At 38.6% G+C, this 13,936-nt stretch carries 12 protein-coding genes; 3 read left to right on the forward strand and 9 right to left on the reverse strand.

Annotation, left to right across the window (positions count from 1 at the left end; translation table 11 throughout):
* Positions 1–2 precede the first annotated feature (2 nt).
* The 5 genes from NSS87_RS20905 to NSS87_RS20925 form a co-directional block, all read right to left on the reverse strand.
* Positions 3–1,064: a TIGR04066 family peptide maturation system protein gene (locus NSS87_RS20905; RefSeq protein ID WP_339242540.1), complete on the reverse strand. Its 1,062-nt coding sequence runs from the start codon at positions 1,062–1,064 to the stop codon at positions 3–5.
* On the reverse strand, positions 1,061–2,335 hold the full coding sequence (locus NSS87_RS20910; RefSeq protein ID WP_339242542.1) for a radical SAM protein: 1,275 nt from the start codon (positions 2,333–2,335) through the stop codon (positions 1,061–1,063). The genes NSS87_RS20905 and NSS87_RS20910 overlap by 4 nt, the downstream gene beginning before the upstream one ends.
* 94 nt (positions 2,336–2,429) lie before the next feature.
* Positions 2,430–4,217: an ABC transporter ATP-binding protein gene (locus tag NSS87_RS20915; protein WP_339242545.1), complete on the reverse strand. Its 1,788-nt coding sequence runs from the start codon at positions 4,215–4,217 to the stop codon at positions 2,430–2,432.
* Positions 4,218–4,373: 156 nt separating this feature from the next.
* Positions 4,374–5,171 (reverse strand): hypothetical protein, encoded by a 798-nt coding sequence (locus tag NSS87_RS20920; RefSeq protein ID WP_339242547.1) that lies wholly within the window; start codon positions 5,169–5,171, stop codon positions 4,374–4,376.
* A gap of 3 nt (positions 5,172–5,174) precedes the next feature.
* Complete coding sequence (locus tag NSS87_RS20925; RefSeq protein ID WP_339242549.1) at positions 5,175–6,086, reverse strand: ATP-binding cassette domain-containing protein; 912 nt, start codon at positions 6,084–6,086, stop codon at positions 5,175–5,177.
* Between the two features lie 197 nt (positions 6,087–6,283).
* Here NSS87_RS20925 and NSS87_RS20930 point away from each other — a divergent pair, with 197 nt between their 5' ends.
* Both NSS87_RS20930 and NSS87_RS20935 read left to right on the forward strand, forming a co-directional pair.
* Complete coding sequence (locus tag NSS87_RS20930) at positions 6,284–7,021, forward strand: LytTR family DNA-binding domain-containing protein (RefSeq protein ID WP_339242551.1); 738 nt, start codon at positions 6,284–6,286, stop codon at positions 7,019–7,021.
* The gene (locus NSS87_RS20935; RefSeq protein ID WP_339242553.1) at positions 7,014–8,321 is read left to right on the forward strand and encodes a GHKL domain-containing protein; all 1,308 of its coding nucleotides are present in this window, start codon (positions 7,014–7,016) and stop codon (positions 8,319–8,321) included. The genes NSS87_RS20930 and NSS87_RS20935 overlap by 8 nt, the downstream gene beginning before the upstream one ends.
* Positions 8,322–8,396: 75 nt before the next feature.
* On the opposite strand, the gene NSS87_RS20940 is transcribed toward NSS87_RS20935, so the two are convergent.
* Positions 8,397–10,505, reverse strand: a complete 2,109-nt coding sequence (locus NSS87_RS20940; RefSeq protein WP_339242555.1) for a DUF5054 domain-containing protein — start codon at positions 10,503–10,505, stop codon at positions 8,397–8,399.
* A 227-nt stretch (positions 10,506–10,732) separates the two neighbouring features.
* Complete coding sequence (locus NSS87_RS20945; RefSeq protein ID WP_339242557.1) at positions 10,733–11,884, reverse strand: GntR family transcriptional regulator; 1,152 nt, start codon at positions 11,882–11,884, stop codon at positions 10,733–10,735.
* A 123-nt stretch (positions 11,885–12,007) separates the two neighbouring features.
* Here NSS87_RS20945 and NSS87_RS20950 point away from each other — a divergent pair, with 123 nt between their 5' ends.
* Positions 12,008–12,217 carry a hypothetical protein gene (locus NSS87_RS20950; protein WP_042189964.1) on the forward strand — a complete coding sequence of 70 codons (210 nt, stop codon included), beginning with the start codon at positions 12,008–12,010 and terminating at the stop codon, positions 12,215–12,217.
* Between the two features lie 18 nt (positions 12,218–12,235).
* Here NSS87_RS20950 and NSS87_RS20955 read toward each other — a convergent pair whose 3' ends face one another.
* The gene (locus tag NSS87_RS20955; protein WP_042189967.1) at positions 12,236–12,721 is read right to left on the reverse strand and encodes a DinB family protein; all 486 of its coding nucleotides are present in this window, start codon (positions 12,719–12,721) and stop codon (positions 12,236–12,238) included.
* 44 nt (positions 12,722–12,765) lie between these two features.
* On the reverse strand, positions 12,766–13,857 hold the full coding sequence (locus tag NSS87_RS20960) for an LCP family protein (protein ID WP_339242560.1): 1,092 nt from the start codon (positions 13,855–13,857) through the stop codon (positions 12,766–12,768).
* Positions 13,858–13,936 lie beyond the last annotated feature (79 nt).

Genomic DNA, 13,936 nt, shown 5'->3' on the forward strand with positions numbered 1-13,936 from the left:
CTTTAAATCATCGGAATATTATTTTGCAGCTCACTTATAATTCTTCTAAAAGCATCTCCTTGACTTGTAGAATTAGAAAGATTAAAAGTATACATCCCCTCTTGAGAATAGAAATTGTTTTCCACTGAGTCCAGATAATCTACAGAATAGTATTCTAGTTGTCTTGCTTCTGGATTATATAAACAAACATTCTCAGAAATATGATAGTAATCAATATTAACGCCATATTTGTATAAACAAGTGGACTTCATTTCTTTCAAATGGGATTCTTCGTAATTTCCGTTATACAAACTTAATATTGTGATATCTGGTGTGACTGCATTACTGATTAGGAAAGGTATATACCCATATCCATTGGGAACTGAAGTGCTATACTTAAGAATGCTTCCTGGAACTCCAATAATAATGACATCTGGATTCTCAGCATGTTCTATATATTTAATATAGGCATTCATACTCTCGACTTGTTCTGAAAACGTTAGATCATTGCCGTCTATAATGTCTGGGATTGTATGGTATCCCCATAATCTAGATAGTGCATTGCTGGAAATCAAACTCATCTTATATCCCGAATTGCGAAAGTTTTCACTTAGTTTAAGCTGCAAATTCCATTTTCCGCAGTTTTCCCCCATCCCCATAATTAAAATAACTGGGACGTCGATACTCGCTAATGCATTCTGTTTCGATATAGAAGGATGCTCTAGATTCAGACACTCCCAACCCTCTATGGTTGATTGGTTTAATACAGTTTTCAATTCAGCCACGTACATAATATGCTTTCCCTTCTCTTCTGCAAGAGAAGTTAACCGGCAGTAACCTGATTCATCAACTTGAAATTGAGGCTTACATAATAACAGTACATCAACTGAGTTAATCAGATCATTTAAATAAAAGCTCTCTTCATCACATATTAAAGCCTTTTTAGTGTCGTCCACTTCATCGAATGACTCCCAGCCTTTTGGAACTACGGCATATATCAGCTCGAAATTCTGAAGCTCACTTTCTGTTAGCAATAAAGGCATCAGACCTTTATGAAAAGGGTAAACCGCCAGTTTTTTCTTCACAGTGAAATATCCTCTCTTTTAAACTGATATTTAAATTCCCTCATCATCGTATAGTTCTTCAAATTCTCTAATGCCGACGCTTTAACCCTGTTGCATTTGCTAAGCTTATAGCTTTCTGAATAATGTTCATCCTTTCCATTATCCGCTGCAGCGGGGCATATAGAGCAGCAATGAAAGGCCCAGCATTCTTTACAGTGTTGTTCCGTAACTGCTCCAACATTCAAAATTTCTCGAACCTTTTTAATATCAAAACCATCCTGAAGATTTCCCATTTTCATCAGTGAAGAATTTTCATCAATACGCTCGCAAGGAAATAAGTTACCGTTTACATCTACAAAAAGTTTTTTCAAGCCTGGTATACAAGTCCCGCTGGGATGAGCAATTTTCGGGGTCTCATTGATTGGCGAAAGAAACTCTTTGTAGCTATAAATGGTTTCAATATCACGTTTATGATAGGCCACAGGCTCTTCTTTTACTTTTCCTAGCAGCAATAGATATGCCTTCAAAGCTTCGTAATTCCGTTCTTCAAAATAAGCCTCACCATAAACGAATTCCGTCTCTGTATAGTTCATGGATAGTGTATTAAAGTTAACTTTAGAGAGGTCACTAACTCCTTCTCCCGCTCTAAAATAATCAAAGATCTCTTCAAACTTACCATCTGGACTAATAACTGTATTGAACTTCAGTTTTTGATATAGATCAGGATAGTTATCTCGAATATGTACAACATTACGATATACAATCTCATAGGAACCACGTCCATTTACAAACGTCCTATTTTCATTATGAACATCCTTCGGTCCATCCAGGCTAATCATAATGGATATGTTAAAATCACGAACTTCCCTTGCAAAACTATCATCCAGAAGTGTGCCATTAGTAGTCATACCAAAGGAAATTTCTTTGCCGCTGACTTTTTCCTGTGTATATTTCATAGTATCTATGATGAGTTTTTTTTCAATCAAAGGCTCTCCACCATAAAAAGCTACATGCAAGTGGTCCACGTCTTTAGAATGGGCTACAAGGAAATCAATCCCTTGCTGCAGAGTATCCCAGGTTATATTCAGGGCAGAATGTGAACGATTATTATAAATTTCATTGCTTGAGTAAGGACAGTAACCACAACGCAAGTTGCAATTTTGAGACATTTGAAAAGTGATTGAGTTAACACAGCGCTCTAACTGGTACTCCAACATTTGACTTGCCGGATGCTCAATTTGTAGAATCGGAGATTCAGCTAGAAGCCCTCTCTTTTGAAAATCTTTAAGCACATTTACATCAGCTTCCTCATAACTGCCTTCAGAAATATGACTTAACGCTTCATACTGATTCTGTTTGATTTTATAAATACTGTTTCTATTCATGTCATAGACGTAATGTAGATTCGCTCTCGTTTGAAAAGGAATAAAAGGCATCCGGGGTTTCCTCCCTTTGCGTACTAGTAATCATATCTCTAAAACTCTCCTGAGATGTATACAACTCATCAAAAGTTCCTATCCCAAGAACCTTGCCACCATTTAAATAAATAATCTTATCTAATCTCTTTAATACTTCCGGTCGATGCGTGATAATGATAGTCATCATATAACGATCTGAAGATAACAGTTCCTCGTTAAAAACCTGCTCCGAATAATAGTCATAGCTTGAGGTTGCTTCATCCAATAGCAGAATTTTTGTATCCTTACGTGCTAATGTTCGGGCGAGTGCTATTTTTTGTTTTTGTCCACCCGATAGTTTAGCGCCATTATAACCAATTCGAGTGTCCATTTTTTCGGGCAGGTCTTGGATAAATGAATATGCTCCTGACTGTTTGCAGCTTTCCAATATCTCAGTAAGTGTAAGCTCTTCAGAAATATTGATATTGTTCGCCACAGTATCATTGAAAAGATAATTGTTTTGAGCCATCAAGCTCCATATTGAGCGATAGGATTCAAAAGTATACTCTTTCACATCTTTATCGTTTATTTTGATGCTGCCTTCAGTAGGCTCATAGAATCTTAGCAGCAGATTTACAACGGATGATTTGCCGCTGCCGTTCAAACCAATAATCGCTACTTTCTCACCTTTTTGAATGGTAAAACTCACTTGATCCAGAGCTTTTTCATTCTCATAAACCAAGGATACGTTTTCGAATTTCAGATCATTGATAGATATTGATTCTAATAATTCCTTCGCTTCCGGTTTATCAATTTCAGCATCGGTATTTAGAAATTTTAAAAACCGCTCAAAAGCTGGTTTCACGCTGGATAATTGCGTAATCAAATACGATATGATAGTAATTGGTTCAAATACCAATGATGAGTACGAAATGAAAGATACCAGACCGCCAATGGTGATTTCATCTTTTTGGATTAACCAAGCACCGTACAAGTAAAGACCACAAGTAAACAATGTCGTCATAAACGAACCCGATATACTATCAATAAATCCATAACGCATTAACTTGGATTTAGCATTTTTACTTCCATCCAGATTCACTTTCAGTTTCGCTAGTCGTTTTCCAGTAATCCCCCATACTTTTATCGCTTCAATGCCACTAATTGCATCCCCTAACCATTCTGAGAAATTTGATTGCAAGTGCATAATGATTTCATATACCTTTACTTGCTTTTTATATAAAAAACTGCTAATTAGCATTTTGACTGGAATTGTAGCGAGCATAACTAGAGTTAATTTCCAGTTAATATAAAACAATGCTGTTAAGCCGGCGAAAACTTTAAATAGATTAACGAAAGATGTTAAAAATTGCGTGTCTGTCAAAGACGATATGTTGGCGATATCTTGAAAAAGCTCAGACATCACTACTGAGAAATTTCTGTCTTTAAAAAATTTCGTGCGTACGGATAACACATGTTTACATGCTTTCTTATTCAAGTCATATGGTATTCTCACACTTATTTCCTTGTAGTAATAGAACTGAAAAATACCAAGTAATTGTTGGATAAGGAATACTAAAAATATCAGTCCTACGTATTGAATAACTCGATAAAAATCCAAACCTAGAATACCAATGTCAATAAGTTGCTTGGTAAACCAAGGAGTCAAAAAGCTCCCTACAGAAGTCACCAACATAACAATACTGATTATCCAAATGTTTTTACGGTAAGGATGAAATAACTCTTTAATGCTGATCCATACTACATTGTATTTCATTTCACATAACTCCCCGCAACATATACTGAGACTAGCCTCATCCCATCTCAATACCAACAAAAAGAACAACAAAAACTACAATAGCTAGCAACGCACCTATAATAACGATCGTTTTTGGTGATCTATTACCCCTGTCCATTTCAATTCCTCCTTTATCTACGCGTGTATATCTCTTTTTCCAAACGAAATATAGGTGACAGACAAACTAATAGCTATGATAATCACAGGAATCAACACCACTTCCATAAAGCTCTTTGCTCCGGTTAGGACTATATGTTGTGAATTAACGACGTAGATTCCGGAAAACTTCATAACCTGAGTCGTTAAAGCATGGTCTGAAATCGCCCTTAACAATGCGGAGGAAGCATCACGGAAATAACCGGATATCATGAAGTCTCCGAATATAATTAGAAAAGTTACAACCACCGCTGAAGCCGTTCTTTTAATAAGAATACCTACCATAATGATTAGAGCAGCATAAGCTGATAAATAAAGGATATTTAATCCCAGTACACGGGAAACTTGAATCAAGTCAGCAGAAAAATTACGATTACCGATGTCAGTCCCAATTATCAAAGCAGCTATCATATAAGCGAGATAAAACACTACTGTAAATTGTAAAATCCACCATATAATAATTTTAAAAACAGAAAGGTATTTCCCCGTGATATAGATAAACCTACTTTGTCCGGAAGCCAGGATAACTTTGATAGATCCATATTCAAATCCTTCGGTTGCAAAAAAACATACGTAAACTGGAATAATAAAATAAAAAAATAAAGATAAAGGTGTCACAATCGTTAAGGGTTCCGCGAGATTACCGATTTCAAAACCAGCTTTACCGCCAATCCAGATTGCTAATACCAGACTTGCTATAAGGAACAGAAGAGAAATTCCCTTAAACATGATATCCCTTCTTATAAAGTAAGACTCAGCTTTCAGAAAATCCCTCATTGCTCATTCTCCTATCAGATCCATATAATAATGCTCAAGATTTGCTGTGGACAGGTTAATTCCTTCAAGTGGAATTCCATTTCTAATTAACGTTGACATTAACTGTTCAAGATCTGTCAAATCCTTGGGAACCAATATTTCTCCGGCTTCTGACAATGTGATCGAATGAATATTAAGATCGTTCTTAAGCACGTTTATTGCTGCAGCTATTTCAACGGTCTTAATACAAATTTGCGCTTCGGCTGATTGCAAGAGTTCTTCCACAGAGACTTCCTTAATGAACTGCCCTTTATGAATAAACCCGAATTTGGTAGCTAACAATTGGAGCTCACTCAAAATATGGCTGGAGATCAAGATGGTAACCCCTTTTTCATGTGCCAGCTTAGCCAATAATTTTCTCATCTCTACAATTCCTGTAGGATCAAGTCCATTAATCGGTTCATCCAACACTAAAAATTCCGGTTCATTGAGAAGAGAAATTGCCAGCCCTAAGCGTTGACGCATGCCCAGAGAATATTCCGTTGTATTTTTGTTTTCAACATCCGTTAGTCCCACTAAATTCAGCACATCTTTAATTCTATTGAAATCCGAAATACCATGAATCTTGCAATAAAAGCTTAAATTCTCTTCAGCATTCATATGGGGGTAGAGGGCAGGTAGCTCTATTAAAACCCCCATTTTTTTTCTGACTCGTGCGATGTCCTTCTCACTACTTTTACCCATCAATTGGATAGTCCCTTTTGTAGGGTAAACTAAGCCACTAATTATTTTCATGAGTGTGGTTTTACCTGCTCCATTCTCACCTACAAAACCATAGATATCACCCTGTTTAATCTGCATATTTATATTTTGAAGCGCATTTGCACTGCCGTACTGTTTAGTTAATCCCTCAGCTTCAAAGATTGTTGTATTCATTTTTCAACTCCTCCATTGCCTCTGCTACTACTAATTGATATTAAATTAGCATGTTTACTAGACTTACTAATCGCCATGGTAAAAAACACGGGAATAAATGTAACTTTCGCCGCTTCCAAGTGATCCCTAAAAGGATAAAGGTTGATTATAATCCCATATAATGTATTATTATTTATAACACAGGAGGGGAATTTCACATGATACATATTGCTATTTGTGATGATGATTTCAAGACAACAGAATATATTGAGAGATTGATCCTCAACCATCCCATTCAGCAGACCGTAAAGATAGAGGTATCCATATTCTATTCTGGTGAAAGCTTCACGAAAGCCATTCAACATGGTTGTCCATTTGATCTTATTTTTATGGATATAGAAATGAAGGGAATAAGCGGAATAACAGCGGGTCATATATTACGGAGAGATTGTGATAATGATAGGGTTCGGTTGATTTACGTATCGAGCCACGAAGAGTATCATGTTCAACTATTTGACGTTCAACCTTCTGGTTTTATAAAGAAGCCTATACATAACGAGTCTTTTGAAAAAAAACTAATCTCTATGATTCAGCAAATAAAGGTCAAGCGTCAGCAAAATCAACCAAAATTACTGCCTGTACACCAAAGTGGAACTAAACTACTTATTCCAATCCGTAATATTATGTACTTGGCAAGTGATCGCCGAAAAATCATTTTGCAAACAACGGAAGATCAAACGGAATATTACAGTACTTTATCTATAGAAGAAGGAAAGCTACCTTCGAAGCAGTTTGTGCGGATTCATCAATCGTATCTTGTGAATTTCGATTACATAAAACAAATTCAGGGCAAAAAAATTGTATTAACGAGTGGGGAAGAACTTCCGATTAGCGATAAGCAAAGCACCGTAGTGAAAAAGAGTTATTTGCAATTCAGGGGGAGTCTGCTTGAATAATATTCTACTGGATGAACTGTTCTATGCCCTCACACTGGCAGCTCTCCCATTTATCATTCATTATTTCTATGATCATTGTTTCCCACGGCTTTGGGAATCCAAAGTAATCCTTTATTCCGTATACACTGCTTATTATATTTTCGTACTCCTCCTTCATTACAGCCCACTCCCCGGCTTATGGATGCTAGGGCTTAATATAGTGGCGATCGTTCTCTTGTCCTTTTTGTATAAAGGAAAAATACAATGGCGAATTGGTGCTGCTTTATTTATAGTCGCACTGATTATTCTTTCAGATGCAGCTACTGCACCTGTGTATACGACAAGCGGATACATCTTTACCTTGTTTTTGTCGAAGATTCTGATGTTTATACTGGTACAGATCACGCTTCGTTTTACCAAAGCTTTTGGCGAGGGTAGTCTAAGCAGTTGGTATTGGATCGGGCTGTTCTGCTTTCCGTTTATCAGCATTCTCAGTATTGCAAAATTATCGGGCGAGCTGTCATTGCGGGAATATCCGGCGTTGTATCCGACTTTGTCCGGAGGATTGCTGTTGATCAACTTCCTGATCATTCTTTTGTGTGATCGTGTATTAACCATACAATCGGCACAGAATAAAAACTACTTGTTGGAACAGCAGAACACCTACTATATGAACCAGTATCTGCTCACGAAAGAAAGGCAGCAAGAAGTCTTTACGTTTCAACATGATTTCAGGAATATCTTGCTCGGCCTGAGGTCTCAATTACAAGCTGGGGAAAAAGAAGCTGGACTGAATGATGTGGATAAGCTTCTTGGAGTAATAGAACTCTCTTCAGGTGAAAGTAATACCGGCTCCATCCTAATCGACTCTATCATTAATTACAAGTCGCAATTTGCCAAAAAGCTGGGTATCTCCTTTCAAACGGATATTAAGATTCCACCTCAGCTTGACCTTGATGCTTATGCATTTAGCATTATTCTAGGGAACACCCTTGATAATGCCATAGAAGCATGCAAGCATCCAGGTGTGACTCAGCCCTATATTAAATTCCAGCTTCATTATCATAAGGGTACTTTATTTATCAGAATACAGAATCCATATCAGCATTCAATACGTATGAATCATTTCGGGGAATTAGCCACAACAAAACGAGACAAGCATTTTCATGGTATCGGTCTAAAAAGCGTAAAGAATGCGGTAGAAGAAATCGGCGGAATATGGGATATCATCTATGAAAACCAAATTTTCCAAGTGGAAATTTGTCTTTTTAACATTGAGATCTTATCAGTTGCAGAAACTGAGCAAAAATGCACCTCATAGAAAGACATCGGACCCAGAGGGTTTTCCAATGTTTATTCTAAGGGGTGCATTTCAGTCACAAGTACATCTATTATTTTACTTACGGTTCGATTGTAAATTTAGACGAAAACGAAATACTGCATCTTCACCGTACCACATAGGGAAATTGGTACCCCAGATATTGTTGTGCAAATTAAAATGCCATCCTTTATCTAGAGAAACAAAAGAATTATCAAATTGTAGCAGTCTTTTTTGACCCGGTGCAGCCAAAGCAGCATCCTTGGTTTCGATAAAGGCGCTCCCATCTGCACCCTGATAACTAACGCCACGTCCAATGGCATGAAGATTACGATTCCCGTCCTTCACTACACGCAAAGGTGAGACTGGCAAGCCCATCTTATCCATCATCCAAAGATTTGGATTATCGACATTCAATGCACAACCGAACCAGCTTGCTTCTGGAAGGCGGTTCGCTTCTTTTCCGAACCATTGCAGTGATACGTCAACCGTACCTTCATGCTCAAAATCATACACTAATTCAAGTTCCTTCGGCGCACCATATAATTCATAGGCTTGTACCGGCATGCGTAAACGTAGCAAGAACCGTTTGCCGTTTACTCGCTTCATATCAGTCACGATGGGCTCATATAGCTGATGGCTAGGTAATGGTCGAACGAATTCAAAGCCAGGCTTATTAAAGTCGGCATCAGACCATGGATGGGTGAAGCCTAAATTTTGCATATAGGTACGGAAGTATCTGGCATAGTCCTCCGTTCCAAACGTCTCATAGGCGTAAACGCCGAAGGGATGGCTTTCGTCTACCCATACTTTCTCATTAGCGTCCGATAAATGAACAAGTGAGCCATTCACACCAAAGGTCAGTTTATAACCTTCAACCGCGTACACCTCTTGGACACTAACCTCCTCAGCATCAGCGGAACAATCTTTCCTCGTAGGCTCTAGCCTACCGAACGCTTCCTTTGCCTCCGCTTGTTTATCTTTATCCAGGCATGCGACTGCATGATCCAGATAGCCCCGTTGCTCCGCCCAAGAACGTTCGATCATCGAATACTTTCGGACACTCTGTTCTGAGGCAAATAAACCACTAGAATGTTTATCGAATTCATCCATAGCGAATGCACCAATATAATTGAATTTCGCAGGAATATCATCTACATCAATCTCGTCCTTGATTCTAGCATTATTGAAATCTATTTTCGCATAGTTTCGAAAGTCAGGAAGCCATTTCTTTACGTCTAAACCCCATGTATGCTCTGCTACCATCAACATAGCATCACTCATCCCTTTATAGGCAGTACTATGCTCGTCTAAGCTTCCTTCGGACAGCCATTTGCTTCTCAAACGTTGAAGCTCGCGAAGCTTGGCAAGTTTTAATGGATCTGTCCCTGCACCATGAATCCAAGTATCACCGATTTCTTCACTAACCACAGGAAGCTGCTCGCGAACCTGCATAAGACTTCTTGCAAATGCATCTAGTGAAGACGCTATAATCTCAGCGTCAGGGTATCGTTCTTGGATTTCACGAAACTGCTCTTCGATTTCCTCAGCACTTGGCGGCCCACAATTGTCACCCGTATGCGCAAATAGCAATATATCGTCGATCCCTTCAATCTCAACCGGCTCTCCGTAGCTTCCGGCATAGTTCACAATTAATTCGCTGCCATCCTCTGCCTGCCAGCGAAACAGCTTTGGTACATCAGGACGCATAGATGCTGGGTTAACTCCGAGATGCATATACTGAATGCCTGCTTTCTGCATATACGGAACCATGGACAGGGTATGACCTGGCACATCCGTCATTTTGGCGGCTATCGTTTGTTTTCCAAATTGTTGATCAAGCTCTTGGCTGATCGTTAGCCCGTATTGGAAAAGCTCCTTATCCATAAGCTCTGTATGTGTAGTGAACGGTAACCCATGCCACACTATATGTCCTTTACGAATTGCCTTCTCCATCGCTTCTCTTTCCGAAGCAGGTGCGCGATCCAAATAATAACGAATTAGCCAAGATCCAGTCGTCCATACAAATTGCGCGCGGCCTCCTTCAGCCTCTAATGTATCGGCCAAAGCGATCGCTTTCGGAATATACTCTTCCATGTATTGTCTTAATACATGCGCAGCCAAATTCGTGAACCCAATATCCAAATGCGTTTTAAATACAACATGGACCTTCTTATTGTTATTCATTTTCCCGACCTGCTTCCGTTAGATTATGGCTTATAGAAAACTGGAATTTCCAACGATCTATTTTCAGATTATTATATGTCACTGATCTATACAACCAAATATTCCGAAATAATAACATTAAATAATATGAAAAATACAATGTCGAAATTTTATATCACTGATATAAAAAAACTCTTCCCTCCACAAAAATGTGGGGAAAGAGCCTCAAAAGGTAATTTACAAGCGAATTATTTAATAACGTTGGGTCTAACGGAGCTTCGCTCGACGATGGTGGTATCAATCTTAATCGTTAGCGCCCTTTCACGTGAATTATCCATCCGTTTAACAACTCGCTGGACAGCTGCTTGTCCGAGTTTCTCTGTAGCTTGTCTTGCTGTAGTTAATGGAACCGGCAGCAAGCTTGCCAATTGAATGTCGGTAAACCCTATGATAGACAAATGATCCGGAACCAATATTTGCATGGAGATTGCCGTATACAAGCATGATGCAGCGATATAGTCGTCTGCACATACGACTGCCGTTAAAGCGGAATTATTACCTAAAAACGACGCCAACTGCACATTCGGAGCATTCAACTGATGCATATAATCTTCTGAGCAGCTCAAGTAAATATTTCGACTGTTTACCGGCAGATCATGATCCAACATAGCTTGAAGATAACCTCTATACCGGTCTTCCCTGCTCGTCACACCATCAAATGCCATTGAAAGATATCCGATTTCCTGATGGCCTTTCTCAATCAAATACTGGGTGGTTTTATAAGCCCCTTGGTAATGATCATGGTAGACACAGTCAATCTGCACCTCTCGAAAGATACGATCAATGATAACTAGAGGGTAGTTTAATAGACTAAGCTCCAATACTTTCTCACTGCACTGCGTACTCCCACGCGGATATAAAATAATACCCTCCACTTGATCATCGTACAGCTCTTGCAAGCATATGCTTTCGTCTTCTTTGTCCCAAGTCATTCGAATGAGTAAATGACAATTCGCTTCACGCGCTTCTTTTTCGACGGAAGTAATTATTCTACCGATATAATCATCCATATTAGGAATCACCAATGCAATCCTTCGTATCGGTTTCTTCTCCTCGATCACCTTCTCCAGCATCTGTTCACCGGAATGTGTATGCTGGTAATCAGCAGATATGAATGTCCCACGACGGGCATGGCGATAAACGATCCCTTTTTTCTCCAAGATCTGCAGAGCAAGCTTCGCCGTCATGCGACTGACACCGTACAACTTGGCAATCTCCCCTTCAGATGGGACAAGATCATGTGACTGAAGCTTTCTCTTCCTTATTTCTTCCATAACATGATTTGCTGTCTGTATATATAATAGCGGTTTCCGCTCTTTTTGATGATCCTGATTATCCATTCGAGTCTTCACCCTTTACTCTTCTATGCCGTTAGTCTAAATATTTCGAATGGGACATCTTGTTCTCAAAATAGAATGAACAGTGGATTTATATGCTGCGTTATCAAATAGGAGGTCAACCACTTGAAAAATAAAGAATCATTTGTATTCGTCACAATCCCACTATCCGAGATCAAGAAATTCATTCTTATTGACTTTGTAGCTGGAACGGTCATTTACTTTGCCATTAGGTTTCCCTTACATTCCTTTATAGCCGCCTCAGCCGGCAGCATGTTCGGCCCAATACTCATTCGCCAATCCATGAAATTGGTTCAGAATCGCGCTAAAGCTTAAACCATAAAAGGCATGCTTTCAACCTTGCTGTATGTATTTTAGAAATTGTTCAATCTGTTTTTTATGATGCTTATCATGTGGAATAAAACTTCTCATATACTTGCGAACACTAAACTTCTTGCGGTCTCCATCCTTATATTCCAAATCGCATTCTTCATCCGATAATCCAGAGACTGCATCTAAAATTCTAGATCTGTAGAGCACAAATTGTTCAATCAAGGTTTGCTTGGATAACAATTTGGCATACTCAATCGCGTTAGCATTAAATTCGTTAAAATCCAAATGTTTCGTTGTTAGTGGTTCTTTCAAAATAATCTTCTTAATAGCACCTTCATAGAAATATTTATCCCAGAGCATGAGGTGACAGAGAATATCCTTCACGGTCCATTTACCAGTAGCTATGGGCTTATCCCAATGTTTATCTGGCACCTCTTCTAATGATTTCACGAATGGAATAAGAGACTTAAATTCGAGTATCATTTGCTCCTTTGATTTTACTGCCATAGAAGCTAACCTCCGTGTGAATATAAAATAGAATAGCAAAAATATTATGCAGCATCATCCTTAGAAGCAGTTATTAGATCAGCCTCAGTAGATTCTGGATTCAGCCAAATCTCAATCATATCATGGGTACGCTTTACATCATTTTCATCGAGTATATAATACCATTGATCCGTATGTTTTCCTTCCCCTTGGAGCATATGACTCGTTATTTCAGGGGTTCCACCTTCAAGAATTACCTTCTTAGCCAAATCCAAAATAAAATCTGACTTCATATTGGTTTTAAAGTTACTGCCAGCAATTTCAATAATGTTCTGTATATTAAGAATATTATCTATTCTTTTCATCCGATCAAGCGCTGCTTTTAGGAAAATCCGTTGTCTCTCTGTTCGCTTAAAATCAGAATCTTCCCGATATCTTACATACATTAAAGCTTCCTTACCGGAATAGATCGGTTTGTTCGGCTCAATTCTTAGTTTCTCATGATCGGGGCTCTTATTCTCTATCACCTTGGTGATTGGAAGCACCACTCCTCCAAGAGCATCTGTAACACCCACAAGCCCATTAAAATTAATAGTAGCATAGTAATCAATAGGTGCGTTCAGTAGATTCTTAACGGTATCCACACTCATCTGAGGACCACCGTAGGAATGCGCTGCATTAATCTTGGTTTCTTTTCGTGCTCCTTTGATATTTTCTGCTCCAATAATTTCAGTATATGAATCACGGGGAATGGAGACGAGCAGTGCTTTATGGTCTACAGGTCGAATAACTGTATAAATAATAGAATCAGATAGTCCGTTTTCTTTGCCACGCTGATCGGTGCCTAGTAGAAGGATAGAGAAAGGACGGTCTTTATTTTCCGTCGTTGCTTGTAATCCAGATTCTTCAGTGTCTTCCAACGGCACATAGGACTCTTCAAGGGTGTGTTCAATAGTGGGTGCTACAACATTATTAAACCCAAAAATCATTAGTTCTTTACGGAAAATAAAGGATCCCAGCCCAACAAGAAGTAAGGTAGCGATCGAAAAATACCAAATCTTCATTTTCTTGCTGATTTTATTCTTTTTCACTTTCTTTTTCTCGATTCTACTTAAAGCAAATGAAGCAGGTGGATGAGTGCTCTGTTTATTTTTCATTTGAATGAATTACCCTTTCTGTTTATGCGACTTCTCACCATTAATGAACATCACGTTATACTTATGCCTCCCCCCATTA

Source organism: Paenibacillus sp. FSL F4-0243, from assembly GCF_037963295.1.
Lineage (GTDB): Bacteria > Bacillota > Bacilli > Paenibacillales > Paenibacillaceae > Paenibacillus_AQ.

What these genes read in the sequence shown, in the direction of transcription:
- NSS87_RS20940 (WP_339242555.1), bottom strand. Translation starts at nt 10,505, where the DNA reads ATGAATAACAATAAGAAGGTCCATGTTGTATTTAAAACGCATTTGGAT.
- NSS87_RS20955 (WP_042189967.1), bottom strand. Translation starts at nt 12,721, where the DNA reads ATGGCAGTAAAATCAAAGGAGCAAATGATACTCGAATTTAAGTCTCTT.
- NSS87_RS20945 (WP_339242557.1), bottom strand. Translation starts at nt 11,884, where the DNA reads ATGGATAATCAGGATCATCAAAAAGAGCGGAAACCGCTATTATATATA.
- NSS87_RS20960 (WP_339242560.1), bottom strand. Translation starts at nt 13,857, where the DNA reads ATGAAAAATAAACAGAGCACTCATCCACCTGCTTCATTTGCTTTAAGT.
- NSS87_RS20920 (WP_339242547.1), bottom strand. Translation starts at nt 5,171, where the DNA reads ATGAGGGATTTTCTGAAAGCTGAGTCTTACTTTATAAGAAGGGATATC.
- NSS87_RS20925 (WP_339242549.1), bottom strand. Translation starts at nt 6,086, where the DNA reads ATGAATACAACAATCTTTGAAGCTGAGGGATTAACTAAACAGTACGGC.
- NSS87_RS20915 (WP_339242545.1), bottom strand. Translation starts at nt 4,217, where the DNA reads ATGAAATACAATGTAGTATGGATCAGCATTAAAGAGTTATTTCATCCT.
- NSS87_RS20930 (WP_339242551.1), top strand. Translation starts at nt 6,284, where the DNA reads ATGATACATATTGCTATTTGTGATGATGATTTCAAGACAACAGAATAT.